Annotated in this window: 20 protein-coding genes and 1 pseudogene; 11 read left to right on the top strand and 10 right to left on the bottom strand. The window is 71.9% G+C overall.

The window, feature by feature from the left end:
• The first annotated feature begins 54 nt into the window (after positions 1 to 54).
• Positions 55 to 1263: a M20 family metallopeptidase gene (locus ACIRR8_RS19510; protein ID WP_404066083.1), complete on the top strand. Its 1209-nt coding sequence runs from the start codon at positions 55 to 57 to the stop codon at positions 1261 to 1263.
• A gap of 68 nt (positions 1264 to 1331) precedes the next feature.
• Here ACIRR8_RS19510 and ACIRR8_RS19505 read toward each other — a convergent pair whose 3' ends face one another.
• A complete protein-coding gene (locus ACIRR8_RS19505; protein ID WP_404066081.1) occupies positions 1332 to 2345 on the bottom strand; it encodes an ABC transporter substrate-binding protein in 1014 nt (337 codons plus the stop codon).
• Between the two features lie 148 nt (positions 2346 to 2493).
• On the opposite strand from ACIRR8_RS19505, the gene ACIRR8_RS19500 reads away from it, so the two are divergent.
• Positions 2494 to 3285, top strand: coding sequence for an ABC transporter ATP-binding protein (locus tag ACIRR8_RS19500; protein WP_404066079.1), 792 nt, complete (start codon positions 2494 to 2496; stop codon positions 3283 to 3285).
• Between the two features lie 77 nt (positions 3286 to 3362).
• Here ACIRR8_RS19500 and meaB read toward each other — a convergent pair whose 3' ends face one another.
• The 3 genes from meaB to ACIRR8_RS19485 are packed head-to-tail and all read right to left on the bottom strand — an operon-like array spanning position 3363 to position 8470.
• Positions 3363 to 4358, bottom strand: coding sequence for a methylmalonyl Co-A mutase-associated GTPase MeaB (gene meaB, locus ACIRR8_RS19495; RefSeq protein ID WP_404066076.1), 996 nt, complete (start codon positions 4356 to 4358; stop codon positions 3363 to 3365).
• Between the two features lie 12 nt (positions 4359 to 4370).
• A complete protein-coding gene (scpA, locus tag ACIRR8_RS19490; RefSeq protein ID WP_404066073.1) occupies positions 4371 to 6608 on the bottom strand; it encodes a methylmalonyl-CoA mutase in 2238 nt (745 codons plus the stop codon).
• Positions 6608 to 8470, bottom strand: a complete 1863-nt coding sequence (locus tag ACIRR8_RS19485) for a methylmalonyl-CoA mutase family protein (RefSeq protein WP_404066070.1) — start codon at positions 8468 to 8470, stop codon at positions 6608 to 6610. Before ACIRR8_RS19485 ends, scpA begins: the two co-directional genes overlap by 1 nt.
• A gap of 290 nt (positions 8471 to 8760) precedes the next feature.
• Between ACIRR8_RS19485 and ACIRR8_RS19480 the strand changes: the two genes are divergently transcribed.
• The 3 genes from ACIRR8_RS19480 (at position 8761) to ACIRR8_RS19470 (ending at position 10415) form a co-directional block, all read left to right on the top strand.
• Positions 8761 to 9288: a DUF6325 family protein gene (locus tag ACIRR8_RS19480; protein ID WP_404066068.1), complete on the top strand. Its 528-nt coding sequence runs from the start codon at positions 8761 to 8763 to the stop codon at positions 9286 to 9288.
• A gap of 77 nt (positions 9289 to 9365) precedes the next feature.
• Complete coding sequence (locus ACIRR8_RS19475) at positions 9366 to 10163, top strand: tyrosine-protein phosphatase (protein WP_404066065.1); 798 nt, start codon at positions 9366 to 9368, stop codon at positions 10161 to 10163.
• A 90-nt stretch (positions 10164 to 10253) separates the two neighbouring features.
• Entirely contained in the window at positions 10254 to 10415 is a 162-nt protein-coding gene (locus ACIRR8_RS19470) for a hypothetical protein (RefSeq protein WP_404066062.1), read from the top strand.
• Between the two features lie 67 nt (positions 10416 to 10482).
• On the opposite strand, the gene ACIRR8_RS19465 is transcribed toward ACIRR8_RS19470, so the two are convergent.
• Both ACIRR8_RS19465 and ACIRR8_RS19460 read right to left on the bottom strand, forming a co-directional pair.
• A complete protein-coding gene (locus ACIRR8_RS19465; protein ID WP_404066059.1) occupies positions 10483 to 11124 on the bottom strand; it encodes a hypothetical protein in 642 nt (213 codons plus the stop codon).
• The gene (locus ACIRR8_RS19460) at positions 11121 to 11699 is read right to left on the bottom strand and encodes a hypothetical protein (RefSeq protein ID WP_404066057.1); all 579 of its coding nucleotides are present in this window, start codon (positions 11697 to 11699) and stop codon (positions 11121 to 11123) included. The genes ACIRR8_RS19465 and ACIRR8_RS19460 overlap by 4 nt, the downstream gene beginning before the upstream one ends.
• Positions 11700 to 11907: 208 nt before the next feature.
• Here ACIRR8_RS19460 and ACIRR8_RS19455 point away from each other — a divergent pair, with 208 nt between their 5' ends.
• Complete coding sequence (locus ACIRR8_RS19455) at positions 11908 to 12402, top strand: GNAT family N-acetyltransferase (protein ID WP_404066054.1); 495 nt, start codon at positions 11908 to 11910, stop codon at positions 12400 to 12402.
• 10 nt (positions 12403 to 12412) lie between these two features.
• Here ACIRR8_RS19455 and ACIRR8_RS19450 read toward each other — a convergent pair whose 3' ends face one another.
• Positions 12413 to 12793 carry a VOC family protein gene (locus ACIRR8_RS19450; RefSeq protein ID WP_404066052.1) on the bottom strand — a complete coding sequence of 127 codons (381 nt, stop codon included), beginning with the start codon at positions 12791 to 12793 and terminating at the stop codon, positions 12413 to 12415.
• A gap of 223 nt (positions 12794 to 13016) precedes the next feature.
• Between ACIRR8_RS19450 and ACIRR8_RS19445 the strand changes: the two genes are divergently transcribed.
• Positions 13017 to 13535 (top strand): DUF6328 family protein, encoded by a 519-nt coding sequence (locus tag ACIRR8_RS19445; protein WP_404066050.1) that lies wholly within the window; start codon positions 13017 to 13019, stop codon positions 13533 to 13535.
• A 4-nt stretch (positions 13536 to 13539) separates the two neighbouring features.
• On the opposite strand, the gene ACIRR8_RS19440 is transcribed toward ACIRR8_RS19445, so the two are convergent.
• From ACIRR8_RS19440 to ACIRR8_RS19430, 3 genes are all read right to left on the bottom strand, one after another.
• Positions 13540 to 14355: a VOC family protein gene (locus tag ACIRR8_RS19440; protein ID WP_404066048.1), complete on the bottom strand. Its 816-nt coding sequence runs from the start codon at positions 14353 to 14355 to the stop codon at positions 13540 to 13542.
• 100 nt (positions 14356 to 14455) lie between these two features.
• Positions 14456 to 15370 carry a cation diffusion facilitator family transporter gene (locus ACIRR8_RS19435; RefSeq protein ID WP_404066045.1) on the bottom strand — a complete coding sequence of 305 codons (915 nt, stop codon included), beginning with the start codon at positions 15368 to 15370 and terminating at the stop codon, positions 14456 to 14458.
• A 54-nt stretch (positions 15371 to 15424) separates the two neighbouring features.
• Positions 15425 to 15781, bottom strand: coding sequence for a DUF6479 family protein (locus tag ACIRR8_RS19430; RefSeq protein WP_404066043.1), 357 nt, complete (start codon positions 15779 to 15781; stop codon positions 15425 to 15427).
• Positions 15782 to 15869: 88 nt separating this feature from the next.
• Here ACIRR8_RS19430 and ACIRR8_RS19425 point away from each other — a divergent pair.
• The 4 genes and pseudogenes from ACIRR8_RS19425 to ACIRR8_RS19410 all read left to right on the top strand — a co-directional run.
• Positions 15870 to 16107, top strand: a pseudogene (locus ACIRR8_RS19425) (LLM class F420-dependent oxidoreductase); the annotation flags it as partial.
• 109 nt (positions 16108 to 16216) lie between these two features.
• Entirely contained in the window at positions 16217 to 16612 is a 396-nt protein-coding gene (locus tag ACIRR8_RS19420; protein ID WP_404066040.1) for a hypothetical protein, read from the top strand.
• Between the two features lie 48 nt (positions 16613 to 16660).
• Positions 16661 to 17224: a 2Fe-2S iron-sulfur cluster-binding protein gene (locus tag ACIRR8_RS19415; protein WP_404066038.1), complete on the top strand. Its 564-nt coding sequence runs from the start codon at positions 16661 to 16663 to the stop codon at positions 17222 to 17224.
• A complete protein-coding gene (locus ACIRR8_RS19410) occupies positions 17221 to 18231 on the top strand; it encodes an FAD binding domain-containing protein (protein WP_404066035.1) in 1011 nt (336 codons plus the stop codon). The genes ACIRR8_RS19415 and ACIRR8_RS19410 overlap by 4 nt, the downstream gene beginning before the upstream one ends.

The following is an 18231-nucleotide window of genomic DNA, read 5'->3' as shown; positions in this document are numbered from 1 at the left end:
TCCTCGACAGTGCAGACGACCGTCCCCGGGCGGTCCGGAACGCCAGGAGAGCCCATGACCGCCCCCGGAACCGGCCGTCCGCCGTCCCCGTCCGACGAAGGTGCCGACCAACGGCTCGGCGCCCTCAAAGCGGCCGTCCGGGACACGGTCACCGAGCACGCCGACGCCCTGCTCGACCTCAGCCGGCGCATCCACGCCGACCCCGAGACCGCCTTCCAGGAGCACCGCTCCGCCGCGCTCTGCGCCGGACTCCTCGCCGCCCACGGCTTCGACGTCACCGCACCGGCCCACGGACTGGAGACGGCCTTCCGGGCCACGGTCGGCTCAGGCCCCGTCACCGTCGCCATCGCCTGCGAGTACGACGCGCTGCCCGGCCTCGGCCACGCCTGCGGCCACAACCTGATCGCCGCCGCCGGGGTCGGCGCGGCGCTCGGCCTCGCCCCGTACGCGGACGAACTCGGCCTGACCGTAAGGGTGATCGGCACTCCGGCCGAAGAGCGCGGGGCGGGCAAGGCGCTGCTCCTGGAGGCCGGGGCGTTCGACGGCGTGGACGCCGCGATGATGGTCCACCCCTGCCCCTTCGAGCTGGCCGACTTCAGGTCGTTCGCCCTCGGCACCCTCGACGTCACCTACACCGGCCGCTCCGCGCACCCCAGCCTCAACCCGCACGAGGGCCGCAACGCCGCCGACGCGCTCACCGTCGCCCAGGTCGCGCTGGGCCTCCTGCGTCAGCAACTGCCGCCCCAGTGGCGGGTGCACGGCATCACGACGGCAGCCGGTACCTCGCCCAACGCGATACCCGACCGGGCCACCGCGACGTACGAGATCCGCGCGCTCGCCGCCGAGGACCTGCGCGAGCTGCGGCAGCGCGTCGAGGACTGCTTCCGGGCCGGTGCGCTCGCCACGGGATGCGAAGTGGCGCTGGAACAGCCCGAACCCGACTACCTGGACTTCCGCGGCGACGCCGAACTGCTCCGGCTCTGGACCGCCAACGCCCGCGAGCTGGGCCGCGCCGAATCCGTCGAGCGCCCGGCCTTCGCCTGTACGGACATGGGCAACGTGTCACACGTGGTGCCGTCCATCCATCCGGTGCTCGACATCAGCGGTGGCGCTTGCGGACCGCACGAGCCCGGCTTCGTCGCCGCAGCCGTCTCGCCCAAGGCCGAACAGGCCCTGCTGGACGGCGCGGTGGGCATGGCGTGGACGGCGGCGGACTTCGCGACGGCCCGTACGGCAGGTGCTGGGGCCGCTCCGCCCGCCTGACCCGTCGGAAGCGCGGCCCGGCCCGGCCCGGAGACCCTGGCCGGGCCGAACGGCACAGCGGGACAGGGCTACTTGGCGGAGAGCGCCTTGACGTAGTCCGCCATCACGACGTCGGCCGCCAGCGGCCCGCCGCGCGTCGACCACACCGAGCCGTCCACCGTCACGACCTGCTTGTTCTTGACGGCGCCGAGCTCCTTGTAGGCCGGCTTGTCCTGGACGTCCTTGAGCGCCTTGGCGCCGTCCGAGGTCAGCGTCGACAGGAACAGCCAGTCACCGTCGATCTCGTTGATCTTCTCCAGGCTCAGCGACGGCGTGTGCGCGTTGCCGTCCTTGTTCTGGGACGCGGGCCGCTTCAGCCCCATCTCCAGCGCGACGCCGCTGGCGAACTGCTTGTTCTCCATCCAGCTCGGTCCGTCCGGGTTCCAGCGGACGATGGAGACCTCGGCGCCCTTGTTCCTGCCGAGCTTCTCACCGGCGGCCTTCGCTGCGGCCTCGTGGTCGGTGATGAACTTGTTGGCCGTGTCCAGCCTGTTGACGGCGTTGCCGACACCCCGGAAGAACAGCTTCCAGTCGTCGGTCGGCGCCATCGTCACCAGCGTGGCCGGAGTGATCTCGCGGAGCTGCTTGAGCACCTGCTCGTCCTGCATGTCACCGGCGAGGATGAGGTCGGGCTTGGCGGCGACGACCTTGTCCATGACCGGCTGGAGCAGGTTGCCGACGATGTCGATGCCCTCGACCTTGTCCGCCAGGTAGGCCGGCGGCTTGTCCAGACCCTGCCCGTTGGTGATGCCGACCGGCTTGATGTCCAGCGCGAGCACCGCGTCCAGATCCTCCTGGGTGAGCGTCACGATGCGCTTCGGCTCGGCGGGTATCTCCACGGCCGTCCCCGTGGCGTCCTTGACGGTGCGCGTCTTGGCCGAGGCGGAGTCCGCCGCGACGCCCTTGTCGCCGGAGGGCTTGCTGCTGCCGGTGTCGGAGCCGCCTCCGCAGGCCGTCAGGAGGAGTACCGCCGCTCCCAGCGTGGCGACGGCCTGGGCCGCTCTTCGGGAGGCGATGCGGACGGGGCGGTGGTGCAGGGTCATCAAGGGCTCCGGAATCAACGGGACATGAGGCGACGAGGGGCTTCCGGCAGCACGAGGCCGCCGACGCCTCCTCGGCGAGATAAGGTTAGCCTTACTTTACTGGCGTCAGGCAAGATGATGCCCCATTTCCTTGGAAAGGCCGGTCCTCGTGGACATCCGTGTTGAACAGCTCACCGCTGGATACGCCGGTCATACCGCCGTGGACCGTGTCGATCTGACCGTCGGATCCGGCCAGGTGGTGGCCATCGTCGGGCCCAACGGCTGCGGCAAGTCGACCCTGCTGCGCTGTGTGGCCCGGCTCCACCAGCCCCGCTCGGGCCAGGTGTTCGCCGGCGGCTCCGACATCTGGGAGCTGCGCCAGCGGGACGCCGCCCACCGCATCGCCCTGCTGCCCCAGGCCCCGCAGGCCCCCGAGGCGGTGACCGTCGCCGGACTCGTACGGTACGGACGCCACCCGCACCAGGGGCTGTTCCGCCAGTGGTCGCACGAGGACGAGGAAGCGGTGACCCGCGCCTTGGAGGCGACCGGCACGACCGGCCTCGCCGACCGCCGGCTCGACCAGCTCTCCGGCGGCCAGCGCCAGCGGTGCTGGCTCGCCATGGCCCTCGCCCAGGAGACCCCGATCGTCCTGCTCGACGAGCCCACCAGCGCCCTGGACATCGGCCACGCGGTGGAGGTTCTCGACCTGGTACGCGAGGTCGCGGCGCAGGGCCGGACCATCGTCATGGTCGTCCACGACCTGGCCGGTGCCGCCCGGTACGCCGACACCCTGGTCGCCATGCGCGCCGGGCGGATCGTCGCCTCCGGCCCGCCGCGCGAGATCGTCGACGCCGACCTCGTACGGGAGTTGTACGGCATCGAGGCCGAGATCCTCACCGCCACCTCCGACGGCACCCCCGTCGTCGTGCCGACCGTGAGCGCACCCCCGGTCGCCGCCTGACCCCCGGTCGGCCGACGTCCCCTGAAACGCCGATGGGCCCCTCCGTCCAGGGGCCCATCGGTCTGTATCGCGACGGCTCAGGCGGGCTCGTCGCCCCGGAACGCGTGCAGGATCTCCTCGGCGGCCAGCGTCGCCGTCAACGACCCTTCGCGTACGCGCTGTTCGAGCTCCGGCGCCAGCTTCCGTACGGCAGGGTGGCTGCGCAGGCTGTCCAGCAGCTCGTCGCGGACCATGGACCAGGTCCAGTCCACCTGCTGGTCACGGCGCTTGGCCGCAAGTCGGCCGGTGGATTCCAGGACCGTACGGTGCTGCTCCAGGCGGTCCCACAGCGTGTCGAGCCCGGTCGACTCGCGGGCGCTGCAGGTGAGCACCGGAGGCGTCCAGGCCGCGTCCACCGGGTGCATCAGCCTCAGTGCGCCCGCCAGTTCACGCGCCGCCGACCGGGCGTCGCGCTCGTGCGGGCCGTCCGCCTTGTTCACCGCGATGGCGTCCGCCAGCTCCAGGACACCCTTCTTGATGCCCTGCAACTGGTCGCCGGTGCGGGCCAGTGTCAGCAGCAGGAACGTGTCGACCATGTTGGCCACGGCCGTCTCCGACTGCCCGACCCCCACCGTCTCCACGAGTACCACGTCATACCCTGCCGCCTCCATCACCACGATGGACTCGCGGGTCGCCTTCGCCACCCCGCCCAGCGTGCCCGCCGTGGGGGAGGGGCGTACGAAGGCGGCCGTGTCCACCGCCAGCCGCTCCATCCGGGTCTTGTCGCCCAGGATGGAGCCGCCGGTACGGCTGGACGACGGGTCGACGGCCAGCACCGCCACCCGGTGGCCGAGCCCGGTGAGCATCGTGCCGAGCGCGTCGATGAACGTGGACTTGCCCACGCCCGGCACACCACTGATCCCGATCCGCCGGGCTTTCCCGGCGTGCGGCAGCAACTGGCTCAGCAACTCCTGCGCCAGCACCCGGTGTTCGGCCCGCGTCGACTCGACGAGCGTGATCGCGCGGGCGATGAACGCCCGCTTCCCGTCGAGCACTCCCCGCACATAACTGTCGATGTCGATCTTGGCAGCCATCCGGTCAGCGGCTCACAGCTCGTGGCCGAGCGCGGCACCGAGCCGCGTCACCAGGTCGTGGGCCGCGTCCGGGATCACCGTTCCCGGCGGGAAGACCGAGGTTGCGCCCGCCTCGTGCAGCGCCTCGATGTCCTGCGGCGGAATCACCCCGCCGACCACGATCATGATGTCCTCCCGGCCCTCGGCAGCCAGCTCCTCGCGCAGCGCGGGCACCAGCGTCAGGTGCCCGGCAGCCAGCGAGGAGACGCCCACGATGTGCACGTCCGCCTCGACCGCCTGCCGTGCCACCTCGCCCGGCGTCTGGAACAGCGGGCCGACGTCCACGTCGAATCCCAGGTCGGCGAAGGCCGTGGCGATCACCTTCTGGCCCCGGTCATGGCCGTCCTGGCCCATCTTGGCGACCAGGATGCGCGGCCGGCGCCCCTCCGCCTCCTCGAACGCGTCGACCAGCGCGCGGGTGCGGTCCACCGACGGGGAGTCTCCTGCCTCTTTGCGGTACACACCGGAGATCGTACGGATCTGCCCGGCGTGCCGCCCGTACACCTTCTCCAACGCGTCCGAGATCTCACCGACCGTGGCCATCGCCCGCGCCGCGTCCACGGCGAGCGCCAGCAGATTTCCCTCAAGCCCCGGACCCGGCACCCGCTCGGCAGCGGCCGTCAGCGCCCGCAGCGCCTCCTGGCACGCCACCTCGTCGCGCTCCTCGCGCAGCCGGCGCAGCTTCTCGATCTGCTGGGTGCGCACCGAGGAGTTGTCGACCTTGAGCACGTCGATCTTCTCGTCGGTCTCCACCCGGTACTTGTTCACCCCGATCACCGGCTGCCGCCCGGAGTCGATCCGCGCCTGCGTACGGGCGGCCGCCTCCTCCACCCGGAGCTTCGGAATGCCCGCGTCGATGGCCTTCGCCATCCCGCCGGCCGCCTCCACCTCCTCGATGTGCTGCCAGGCCCGCTCCGCCAGGTCGCGGGTCAGCTTCTCGACGTATGCGCTGCCGCCCCACGGGTCGATGACCCGGCAGGTACCGGACTCCTGCTGGAGCAGGAGCTGGGTGTTGCGGGCGATCCGCGCCGAGAAGTCGGTCGGCAGTGCCAGCGCCTCGTCCAGCGCGTTGGTGTGCAGCGACTGGGTGTGGCCCTGGGTCGCGGCCATCGCCTCCACGCACGTACGCGTCACGTTGTTGAACACGTCCTGCGCGGTCAGCGACCAGCCCGAGGTCTGCGAATGGGTGCGCAGCGAAAGGGACTTGGGGTTCTTCGGGTCGAATTGCTTGACCAGGCGCGCCCAGAGAAGCCGGGCCGCCCGCAACTTGGCGACCTCCATGAAGAAGTTCATCCCGATCGCCCAGAAGAACGACAGGCGGGGCGCGAACGCGTCGACGTCCAGGCCGGCTTCCTGCCCGGCGCGCAGATACTCCACCCCGTCGGCCAGCGTGTACGCCAGCTCCAGATCGGCCGTCGCACCGGCCTCCTGGATGTGATACCCGGAGATCGAGATGGAGTTGTAGCGCGGCATCTTCTGCGAGGTGAACGCGAAGATGTCGGAGATGATCCGCATCGACGGGGTCGGCGGATAGATGTAGGTGTTGCGGACCATGAACTCCTTCAGAATGTCGTTCTGAATGGTCCCGGCCAGCTTCTCGGGCGGTACGCCCTGCTCCTCGGCGGCCACGATGTACAGCGCCAGTACGGGCAGCACCGCGCCGTTCATCGTCATCGACACCGACATCCGGTCCAGCGGAATGCCGTCGAACAGCTGGCGCATGTCGTAGATGGAGTCGATCGCCACCCCGGCCATACCGACGTCACCGGTGACGCGCGGATGGTCGCTGTCGTACCCCCGGTGGGTCGGCAGGTCGAAGGCGACCGACAGACCCTTCTGCCCGGCCGCGAGGTTGCGCCGGTAGAAGGCGTTGGACTCCTCGGCCGTGGAGAAACCGGCGTACTGACGGATCGTCCAGGGCTGGTTGACGTACATCGTCGGGTACGGACCGCGCAGATACGGGGCGATGCCCGGGTAGCTGTGCAGCGCGTCCAGGCCCTCCAGGTCCTCACCGGTGTAGAGCGGCTTGACGGTGATTCCCTCGGGCGTCTCCCAGAGCGGGGCCTCGGCCCCGCCGGCCGCCTCGGCCACGGCGGCCTGCCACTCCCGGGCGGAGGCGGCCGGGGGAGCGGAGGACTCCAGCGCGACCTCGGAGAAGTCCGGAACGGTGGATTTCCCGGCGGATTTCTGTTCCGTGGGCGATGTCTGCATCACGCCACTCCCATGCGGTCGAGTACGGAGGTGAGAACGGCGATCGTGTCGCAGCCCGCGAAGACGTAGGAGTCGACACCGGCGTACTCGCCGGGACGTCCTGCCAGGAACACCTGGGCCGCGCCCGCCGACTTCAGCGCCCCGGCCACCTGATCCGCCTGCTCGGCGTACAGCGCGTCCGACGAACAGAGACAGGCCACATCCGCACCGGAGGCGGTCAGCGCGTCGGCGGCGCTCGCCGCGTCCACCGACACCGGCTCATGCACCGCCTCGATCCCGCCCGCCCCGAAGAGGTTGACGGCGAACGAGACCCGTGCGGTGTGCGCGGCGGCCGGACCCAGCGCGGCGATGAACACCTTGGGCCGCGCGCCCGTCGCCGCGAGGTGCGCGTCCGACCGGGCCCGCAGCGCCTCGAACGCCTCGTCGCGCCGTACCCGGGGCAGACCGCCCGGAGCACCGGCGTACGGATCGGGCGCCGGCTCGCGTTCCACCGGCCGCTCGGACGGCATCGGGAACTCGCTGACCCCGGTCACCGGCTCCTTGCGGCGTGCCAGCTTCGCACTGCGGGCCGCCCAGGTGGCGGCGAGCCGCTCCGCGACCATTCCGGAGCGCAGAGCTGTGGGCAGTCCGCCCGCCCGCTCGGTCTCCTGGAAGAACGCCCACGCAGCCGCGGCCAGTTCGTCGGTCAGCCGCTCCACGTACCAGGAGCCGCCCGCCGGGTCGATGACCCGGGCCAGATGCGACTCCTCCATCAGGATCGTGGAGGTGTTACGGGCGATGCGCCGGGCGAACGCGTCCGGCAGGCCCAGCGCGTGATCGAACGGCAGAACGGTGACGGAGTCGGCGCCGCCGACCCCCGCGCCCAGTGTGGCGAGTGTGGTGCGGAGCATGTTCACCCACGGGTCGCGGCGCGTCATCATCACCGGCGATGTCACGGCGTGCTGGCGCTGCGCTCCGGCCCCGGGCGCTCCCGACGCCTCGGCGACCCGCGACCAGAGCCGGCGCGCGGCCCGCAGCTTCGCGATCGTCAGGAACTGGTCGGCCGTGGCCGCGTAACGGAACTCCAGCTGCGCGCAGGCCGCCCCTACACCGAGCCCGGCCGCCGTCAGCGCCCGCAGATAGGCGACGCCGGTCGCCAGCGAGAGTCCCAGCTCCTTGGCGGCCGAACCGCCGGCCTCGTGGTACGGGAGCGCGTCCACGGCGACCGCGCGCAGCCCCGGATACTCCGCGCCGCAGACCTTCGCCCAGTGGACGGCGGCGGTGAGGTCCGCCGCGATGCCGGTCCGGGCCTCGTGGCCCAGCGGGTCGGCGCCCAGCGTGCCGCGCGCCTCGCTCCGGGCGACGCCCCGCTCCTGGTACAGACCCAGCAGCTCGGTGGCGGCGGCGTCCAGATCGGCCGGAGCGTCGAGCGCGACGGGTGCGAGGTCGAGGTAGACGCCTTCCAGGGCGCGGCCGAGCGAGCCCACGGGGACGCCGGCCGGGCCGCCCACGGTGAGCCAGAGCGAGGTGACCCCGTTCTCCAGGTCGCCGAGCACCGCCTCGTTGAGCCCGGCGGGGTCGCTCAGGGCGTGGCGCTGGCGCACGTCCCAGCCGCCCGCCGCGTTCCCTTCGGCGCGGCTGCCCCGGGTGAAGGGCGCGAAGCCGGGGAAACCGGTGTCCGGCGAGGTGTCGTGCGCGGTGTAGAGAGGCCGGGTGGTGAGCCCGTCCTCCACTGTGGTGGACAGCGCTTCCTCGGCGGCCGAGCCCGAGACTTCCTTGCCCGACTTGCGCAGTACGCCTTCGACGAGGCTCTGCCACTGGTCATGGGAGGGGTCGGGGAACGCGGCGGCCGGAGAGAGCCCGTCAGCAGGCTGGACCGTCATGCTCAGATGCTAGGCCAGCGCGGGGAATGAGCAGCAGGGGCACGTGCTGTGACCTTGCCCTCTCCGGTCCGCGCTTGAACGTTTACGTACCGTCGCGTTACTGGGCACGACGTCTTCGCTCGCTCGGAGTCCGGGCGTTTTGGGTGCAACACGGCCATCTCGACAACGGGGTGAATTCGACTGTTGATGCATATTATGTGCGAAGTTTTCCGGTTTCTTATGCAATCCCTGGAATGCCCGTATCCACCCCGGAGCCCTCGCGGCCGCCGGGATGCGGAGAGGACGCGACCGTGGCCGTCGGACCTGTGGAACACCTCGTCATCGCCTTCCCCGGCAGCGGCTTCACCGGGGCCGTCGTGCCCGTCCTCGCCGATGCCGTGGCCTCCGGTGCCGTGCGCGCAGCGGACCTGGCCTTCGTCCGCCGCGCCGAAGGCGGTGCGCTGGCGCCGGTGGAGCTGGGGGAGCTGGATCCGGAGGGCACGGTTTCGCCGGCTGCGGCGGAGGGCGGGGCGGCCGTGGCGCTGGGCGCCGGGGAGATCGCGGTGCTGGAGCGGAGCGTGCCGCAGGGTGAGGTGGTCGCTCTCGTCGTCCGGGAGGACCTGTGGACCTCGCCGCTCGCCCGCACCTTCCGGGAGGCCGGCGGCGGCTTCGTCGCCCATGAGCGCTTCGGCGCGGCCGCGGCGGAGACGGACGAGGCCGGGGAGGGCGAGGGCGACGACATCATCACCCGGCTGGAGCGGCTCGCCGAACTCTGGGGGCGGGACGTGCTCACGGACGCCGAGTTCGCCGAGCAGAAGGCGAATCTGCTGGCGGACTGAGTTCCGGCCGGTGGGCTGGGTGGGTCGTTGGGCCGCTGGAGCCCCAGGCGTTCTCATCAGGAAAGAGGCAGTTCATCGTGCAGACCGCCCGGACCGTTCCGGCCGCCACCGTTGTCAATCTGCGCGACCTGGGCGGCATCGCCCTGGGCCGCGACCGCCGGGTGCGGCAAGGCGTCCTCTTCCGCTCGGCACAGCTGAGCGACCTGCAGCCGGACCGCGACCGTGCGGTGGCCGCGCTCGGCATCCGTACGGTCGTCGACCTGCGCACCGCCGACGAACGCCAGTGGGCCCCGGACCGGCTCCCCGACCGGGCCCGGCTCTTCGTCGCCGACGTCCTCGGCGACCACCCGGGCGTCGCGCCGGCCCGGCTCAAGGCGCTGCTCGCCGATCCGGGCGAGGCGGAACGCGCGCTGGGCGGCGGCCGTGCCGAGGAGCTGTTCGCGGAGACCTACCGCAAGATGGTGCTCTCGCCCGGCGCGGCGGCCGCCTACCGGGCCTTCCTGGAGACCGCCGCCGACCCCGGCGCCAGGCCGGTCCTCTTCCACTGCACGGCGGGCAAGGACCGTACGGGGTGGGGCGCGGCCGTTCTGCTGATGATCCTGGGTGCCTCCCGCGAGACCGTTCGACAGGACTTCCTCGCGGTCAACCCGGCCGTCCGGGCCGCCTTCGCTCCATACGTCCAGAAGTTCCTGGACGGCGGCGGTGATCCCGCCGTCGCCGCGGCCATCGTCGAGGTGCGCCCGCGCTATCTGGAGGCGGCGCTCGACGCGATGGACGAGCGGTGGGGCGGCCTCGACGGATACGTACGTGCCGGTCTGCGGATCCCCGAACCCGTGCTGGACCGGCTGCGCGAGGGGCTGGTGATCACCGGCTGAGCTCCGGTGCGGGCTCCGGCGTGACACTTATACCCCTAGGGGGTATGTTGAGCGGCATCGGAATCCGTCGTCGTCCGCTGGGGGACTGCCATGAACACCGGACTGAGGATCGCGGCCTTCGCCGCCGCGGTCGCCGCCGTCTTCGCCATCGCCTTCGGTGTCGGCCGGGTGGCGGGGCCGGACCCGGAGCCCACGCCCGGACCCGGCACCAGCCGGCCCGCCACCCACCAGGGGGAGAGCCACGGCGAGTGAGCGCGCGGGCCGCACGCAAGCGAGGGCCGGTCCCACCGAGGTGGGGCCGGCCCTTGTCCGTCACCGCTCAGAGGCGTACGAGGCGCTCCGTCAGGTCGCGGTAGTGCTGGAGAGCGATCCGCAGATCCTCCGTCCCCGCCTCCGACCGCTCGCCGTCCCGGTCCGCGCGCAGCAGGCGTGACCGGTCGGCCAGCGCCTTCGTGAGCTCGGCGACGACCTCGTCGAAGGTGGCGTCGGCCTCCTGCACCGCCTGGCGCGGGTTCTCCACGAAACCGGCCACGGCCTGGTGGATGCGTGCGTCGAACTTCTCCCGCGCCTCGGCCGCGAAGAGCGGGCGGCCGTTCTCCCCGGCCGTGTCCGTCCGCCCGGAGGAGGCCGTCGTGCGACCGGTCTCCCGCGCCTTGTCCGTACGGGCCGGGTCGGCGTGGGTCTTGTCGGCGTGCACCGGGTCGGCGTGGGTCTTGTCGGTGTGCGCCGGGTCCGTGTGCGTCTTGTCGGTGTGCGCGGGATCGGCCGCCGACGTGGTCGTGCCATCCGTGCGGGTGGTCGTCTGCGGGGAGCCGGACGGCTTGGCTGCCGTCGGCGCTACGGGCGTGCCGAGCGGGTCGCCGGGAGGAGTCACCGGCGGGACGCGTTCGGCCCCGGTCGACGGGGTGGGCCGGTTCGGCGTGGAGCCGGTGTCGCCGGTGCTGTTCGGAATCTGCGTCATGATGTGCCGTGCTCCTTCGTGAGCTGTCGGTTGCCGTGGTCGCGAGGCGCCGGGCCGTCCGCGATGAGCGCGTCGAAGAGACCGCGGGCCTCGACGAAGGCCTCGCGCATCTCCTCGGTGCCGGTGGAGTCGTTCCGTGCGGTGTGCATCCTGCGGTAGCCGTGGACATGGTCGGCGTGGTGGACGGAGAGCGCGTCGGTGCGGTCCTCGAAGCTCTCGCCGGGGAAGCCCCGGTCGCGGGCGAGGTCGGCCAGCAGCGCGTCGGCCTCGTGGAGCGCCTGCTGCGGCGACTCGACGAACTGCTCCTGCGTACGGGCCCAGCGTGCGGTGTACTCCGCGCGGGCCGCCTCGGTCAGCGGCCGCTTCTCCAGGTCGCCGTGGCGCTTCACCCGCTCACCGAGCTCGTGCTCGGCCGCCTTGGTGTCGCCGCCGTGCCGTTCGACCACCCGGTCGTACTCGGGGCCGAAGCGGCCGCGCAGGCTCCGCCCGCCGCCCGCGCCGCCGCGGACCAGGAAGAAGTAGACGCCGGCGGCCGCGACGAGGACCACGGCGATGATGATGATCACTGTTGTCACGGCTACCGCCCCCGCCGCTCATCGGCCGGTCCGCAGCTTCGTTGTCGCACGGTGGTCAACCCCTCTCGTCCGGCCCGGCGGAGCAACCACCGGGCGACGTGCAGGGTCCGTGTACCCCCGAACAGCCGTTCATGCGTGACGGCCTCACGGAGTGCTCCGTGTACCGTGCACATGGCGTGCCGATGCTGTCGTACGTAATACTCGACGCATGAGACCAGGTGTTACGAACTCCGGCCGCGGCCCGCACCGCCCGGACCCCCTGGTCCGGCGGGCCACCGCCCGCGACGCCCGCAGGCTCACCCGGCTGGTGCGGACGTCACGCGCCTACGAGGGCCCGTACGCCCCGATGGTCGCCGGCTACCGCGTCGGACCGGACTACATCGAGGCGCACCGGGTCTTCGTCGCCGCCGACCCCGGCGACGACCGGGTCCTCGGCTTCTACTCGCTGGTCCTCCAGCCGCCCGAGCTGGACCTGATGTTCGTCGCCGACGAGGCGCAGGGGCTCGGCATCGGGCGGCTGCTCATCGGTCATCTGCGCGAGGAGGCACGGCGGGCGGGCCTGAGCGGCGTACGGATCGTGGCGCACCCGCCCGCCGAGGGCTTCTACCGGAGTGTCGGCGCCGAGACCACCGGCACCGTCCGGGCGAACCCGCCCGCGGTGATGTGGGACCGCCCCGAGCTCCTGCTCCCCGTGGGGCGTTGAAGGCCCGCGCTCAGCCGCCGTAGGGGCGGGTGATGATCTCCATGCCGTGGCCGCTCGGATCGGGGAAGTAGACACCCCGGCCGCCGTCGTTGTGGTTGATCTCGCCCGGGAGCTTTCGATGCGGATCTGCGTAGTAGGCGATGCCCAGCTCCTGGATCCTGTCGAACGCCGCGTCGAACTCCGCCTCCGAGATGAGGAACGCGTAGTGCTGCGGAGCGATGGACTCCTCGGGGACCGTCGCGAAGTCCAGGGTGACGCCGTTCGCGAGGACGACGGGGATGAACGGGCCCCATTCCTCTCCGACTTCCAGGCCCAGCAGATCCGCCAGGAACGCGGCGGACTCGCGGTTGTCGCGGGAATGAATGATGGTGTGGTTCAACTCGACCGACACGGTGGAATGCCTCCAACGGGCACTCACGGGCCACCTCCACGCCTCACCCGGACGGTGACCGACGCGCGATGCCGTGGCAGAGATCTTAGTGGGCCGGCGCGACCGGGTCGAGTGGGAAGTGGGCGCCGTTCCCGGTGGATTGGTTCTGGGCGACCGGGGCATCTGTAGTCCCGGATCGAACGGGTGTGTCAGCGCCCGGTCATATCGAACAGAGGGGATCCGCGTGTCGGAGGGCAACGGCAGAGGCCGCGAGGAGACCGAGGACGAGAGAGCGGACCGGCAGTGGTCCGAGCTGCTCCAGGAGCTGCGCGTCGCCCAGACCGGCGTACAGATCCTCTTCGGCTTTCTCCTCGCCGTGGTGTTCCAGCCGAGGTTCGGCGACCTTTCGGAAGTGGACCGTGACATCTACGTCGTCACCGTGGTGCTCGGCTCCGCGACCGTCGCCGCGCTCATCGGCCCCGTCACCTACCACCGGCTGCTCACCGGCCGCCGGATGAAGCCGGAGACGGTGATCTGGGCGTCACGCATGACCGTCCTCGGTCTCGTGCTGCTCTTTTTGACGATGTGCTCGACCCTGCTGCTGATCATGCGGGTCGCGCTCCACAACACGTTCGCCCTCTGGCTGGTCGGCGGGATAGCGCTGTGGTTCCTGGCCTGCTGGTTCATCTTCCCCCTCTGGGCCCTGGCCCGCGGCCGCTCCGGACCTCGCGAGGACGCGCCGCGCGTCCGCTCCGAAAGCTGAGCGGTCAGCTCTCCGGACCCCGCACGTCGGTCACCGTGAACAGGGCGCCGTCGGGGTCCCGCAGGGTGGCCTCCCTGCCGCCGAGGACGGACCGCTCCTCGACCAGGGAGCCGCCCTCCCGCTCGGCCGCCGCGACCGTCACGGGGACGTCCGCCACCGGGAACTGGACCTGCCAGTGCGGGCGCACCAGCGGATCGACGGCCGCCTCCACCGCACCGGAGCTGATCCGGGCCAGCGGCCGCCCCTCGCACCGCACGATGACCTCGTCACCCTCGTACGCGACGTCGCAGCATCCGGGACGTCCGCTCGCCCAGTCGAGTACCTGGCCGTAGAAGATCGCCGCGTCGAAGGCGTTGCGGGTCCGCAGCCGCAGCCAGGCGTGCGCGTGGCCGTCAGGAGCCGGCGGCGAGGTGCCGGGCTCGGTGCGCTCCCAGAGGCCGAACGCGGCACCGTCCCGGTCGGAGGCCAGGACGCCGCGCCCCTTGCCGAGGGTCAGCGGCCCCACCGCCACCGTGCCGCTGCGCTCCCGCACCCGGGCGGCGGCCACGTCCGCGTCGGCCACCGAGAAGTACGGCGTCCAGGCCACCGCCACCTGGTACGCGGTCGACACGGCGAAGATGCCCGCCACCGGGATGCCCTTGCGCCGGGCCACGGAGAACTCCGCGCCGACCTGTCCCGGGCGGAACGACCAGCCCAGGAGACCGCCGTAGAACCGCTGGGCGGCCTGGAGGTCCCGGGTCATCAAGGTGACCCAGCACGGGGCGGCGGGGCCGGTCAGGGGCGCCGCCGAGGGGGCCGTACGGGGCTCGCTTCCGGTCATGGTCCACTGCCTTCTCACGGGTGGGCGGCGCGGGGGCGGCCGCTTGCGGTCCAGCACCCACCTTCGGGCGGCCCGTGCGGCGGCGCAACGCGGGCCACGCTCACAGCCCGATGCGCGGCGGCGCGTTCGTGATGTCCAGGAAGACCTGGTCCGCCTGCGGCCACCGCTGCGACATCGCCCGCCGGACGCGCATCGAGACCTCCTCCACCTGCTCGCTGTCGATGCCGGGGGCCAGATCGATGCGGGCCGCCACCAGGACGGAGTGCATGCCCATGCGCATGGTGAGGAGCTCGGCCACGTTGTCGATCTCCCGCTGGCGCATCAGGAAGCCCACGAGTTCGCGCTGGAGCTCCGGGTCGGCGGACTCCCCGATCAACTGGTCCCGGGCGTTCCGGCCGAGCCGGAAGGCGACGTAGACCAGGAGCAGCCCGATGCCCAGCGAGGCGGCCGCCTCCCAGGCCACGCTGCCGGTGGCCAGGTGCAGCGACATGCCGGCGATGGCCAGACTGACGCCGAGCACCGCCGTGCTGTCCTCCGCGATGACCGTGCGCAGGGCCGGGTCGATGGCCGCGCCCTTCTTGCCGCGCGCCTGGTGAAGCGCCCGCGCCAGCGAGGTGCTCTCGGCGACGAGGGCGACGCCGAGCACGATCAGCCCCGCGGTGTAGCCGGTGGGGGACTCGTCGTCGTCGCGCCGCAGCGCGTGGAGCCCTTGGTAGAACGAGAAGCAGCCGCCCATCACGAAGATGCCGACCGCCGCGAGGAGCGCCCAGAAGTAGCGTTCCTTGCCGTAGCCGAACGGGTGACGGGCGTCGGCGGGGCGGCGGCTGCGCCGGAGCGCGGCGAGCAGGAAGATCTCGTTGAGGCTGTCGGCGACCGAGTGGGCCGCTTCGGACAGCAGCGCGGGCGAGCCCGAGATGAGCCCGCCCACGGTCTTGGCGGCCGCGATCACCAGGTTGGCCGCGAGGGCGACCAGGACGGTGAGGCGGGTCTGTCGGTCGGCTGCCGACCGGCTCATCACTACCTCCGGTGACGAGGGGGCCGGCGGATCCGTCCCCCGTAGGGGAACGGATCAGCTGCGGGGAGGATCCGTATCGGTGCGCGGATCATCCTGGTGGGGTGGGAGCGGCGCGTTGCCGTGGTCGTCCAGCTGGTGAGGAGTGAGGGCGCTGCCGTCCTCGGGGAAGCGGTCGGAGGCGTGCGGGTCGTGCGCGTCGATGTGGGTGCGGCCCTCCGGCTTCACGGGCTGTTCGTGGGGGAGCGGCGGAGGCAGTTCGGCATCCTTCTTCCGCTTGCCCAGCACGAACCCCCCGATCAGCAGCCCCACCACGGCGAGCGCGGCGATGGGGAAGAGGATGGCCGCCAACGCGCCCGTCCCGTCGGCGAGCAGGGCGGCCAGCGACTGCGTGGCTCCGTTCGATACGTCCATGGTTGCCGCATACCCCGGGGGAAGGTTGTCAGTCGGCCAGTCACATCAATTCATGTTTTATGAGTATGTCACGGGAAAAGCGTTTCGCATGGTGCGAATCGGCTTCGCGATGATGACCGGGCAGACCGGACCGCGAGAGCTCGTCCGGGATGTGGTGGCCGCGGAGCGGGCGGGATTCGACTTCTCCGTCACCTCCGACCACCCGCTACCACCTGGCCCTCGTCGCCCAGAAGGCCGCGACGCTGCAGATCCTCGCCGAGAACGTCCAGATCGGCGGGGGAACACCGGCAGTCCTTCATCTCGGGGGCGGAGAGGTCCCTCCCGCCCGCTCTGCGCGAGCTGTAGCGCCCTTCGGCCCTCCCGTGTCGCCGTCGGCCCGGTGCGGGGTGAGCCTGGAGGTGACCAGGAGGCCGGCACCCCACGGAAGGAACCTTCGTGAACAGCACCCCGGAACGAAACGGTGACGCGGCCACGGCCGGCCACGGCGAGGAGGTCCTGGTGTCGCTGAGCCGGTGCGACCTCGCGGACGCGCGGAGCGTGTTCGGCGTGCTCGGCAGCGCCTTCGACTCCGACCGCGACGCGGGCGACGAGCCCGAGGCCACGAGCGGCCCCCGCCCGACCGTCTGGGTCACGACCGTCGACGTCTCCGAGCCGAAGGCCGCCGCCGAACCCGTCACGCTCTCCGCGCCGGTCACGGTGGACGCCCAGGGTGGCTACTGGGCCGTCGACCGGCTCCGTACGCACCTCACCGGCGCGTTCGCCGTACGCGTCGTCGGTACGGCGGCCGGGGACCAGGAGCAGGAGGTACGGCTGCGCCTGGAGAACCGCTGACGCGCCCTCGTCGCCCCGACAGCAGCCCGAAGTGAAAGGTGTTCACGCATGGATTCCCTCGCCCTGGAGACGGTCACCGCACCGGAACCGGTCACCGTCGAACGGTCCACCGTGACCCTGCACATCAACGGGGAGGAGACCGTGCTGACGCTCGACCACCGCACCACGGTCCTGGACCTGCTACGCGAACAGCTCGGCCTGACCGGTGCCAAGAAGGGCTGCGACCACGGCCAGTGCGGAGCCTGCACGGTCCTCGTGGACGGCCGTCGCGCCAACAGCTGCCTGCTGCTCGCCGTCGCCCAGGACGGCTCCGCGATCACCACGGTGGAGGGTCTCGCCGACGGCGACACCCTCCACCCTCTGCAGCAGGCCTTCGTGGAACGCGATGCCCTCCAGTGCGGCTACTGCACGCCCGGGCAGATCTGTTCGGCCGTCGGGATGCTCAAGGAGGCCGCCGACGGCCACCCGTCCCACGCCACCCCGCCCGACGCCCTGACCGCCGACCCCGCCCCTCTCGACGCGGACGAGATCCGCGAGCGGATGAGCGGCAACCTGTGCCGGTGCGGCGCCTACCCCCGGATCGTCGAAGCCATCGAGGACGTGACCCCGTGAAACCGTTCGGCTACCAGCGACCCACCACCACCGCCGAAGCCGTACGGCTCTGCGCGGAAGGAGCGGGAGCCCGCTTCCTGGGCGGCGGCACCAACCTCGTCGACCTCATGAAACTCGGCGTCGAGGAACCCGGCCTCCTCATCGACGTCACCAGGCTCCCGCTGGACCGGGTGGCCCCGACCCCGGACGGCGGCCTGCGCATCGGCGCCACCGTCCGCAACAGCGACCTCGCCGCGCATCCCGACGTACGCCGTACCTATCCGGCGCTCTCGCAGGCGCTGCTCGCCGGAGCCTCCGGACAGCTCCGCAACACCGCCACCACCGGCGGCAACCTCCTCCAGCGCACTCGCTGCACCTACTTCCAGGACGTCTCCAAGCCCTGCAACAAACGGCTCCCCGGCTCCGGCTGCCCCGCCCGCGAAGGCCACCACCGCGACCTCGCGATCCTCGGGCACTCCACCGAGTGCGTGGCCACCAACCCGTCCGACATGGCCGTGGCCCTCGCCGCGTTCGACGCGACCCTGCTGCTGCTCGGACCCGAAGGCGAACGGGCGGTCCCGGTCACCGAGTTCCACCGGCTGCCCGGCGAGAACCCCGACCAGGACACCGTGATCCGCCCCGGCGAGCTGATCACCGAGGTGGTGCTCCCGCCGCCGGCCCCCGGCACGGTCTCCCGCTACCGCAAGGCCCGCGACCGCGCGTCGTACGCCTTCGCCCTGGTCTCCGTCGCCGCCACCCTCCAGGTCGATGCCGGCCGCGTGGAACGGGCCACGCTCGCGTTCGGCGGCGTCGCCCACCGCCCGTGGCGCGCCCGCCGCGCCGAGGCCGAACTGCTCGGCGCCCCCGCCACACCAGCCGCCTTCCAGCACGCCCTGATCGCCGAACTCGCCGAGGCCCAGCCGCTGCGCGACAACGCCTTCAAGGTGGACCTCGTCCGCCGCGTCGCCCTCGACGTCCTCGGCGAGCTCACCGGCCCGCGGAGTTCCGAGGCCGACCCGACCGCCTGA

The organism is Streptomyces sp. NPDC101178 (assembly GCF_044767965.1).
Taxonomy (GTDB): Bacteria; Actinomycetota; Actinomycetes; order Streptomycetales; family Streptomycetaceae; genus Streptomyces.
Note: the sequence above shows the minus strand (reverse complement) of the source record. Positions and strands in the feature narration are given on the sequence as shown.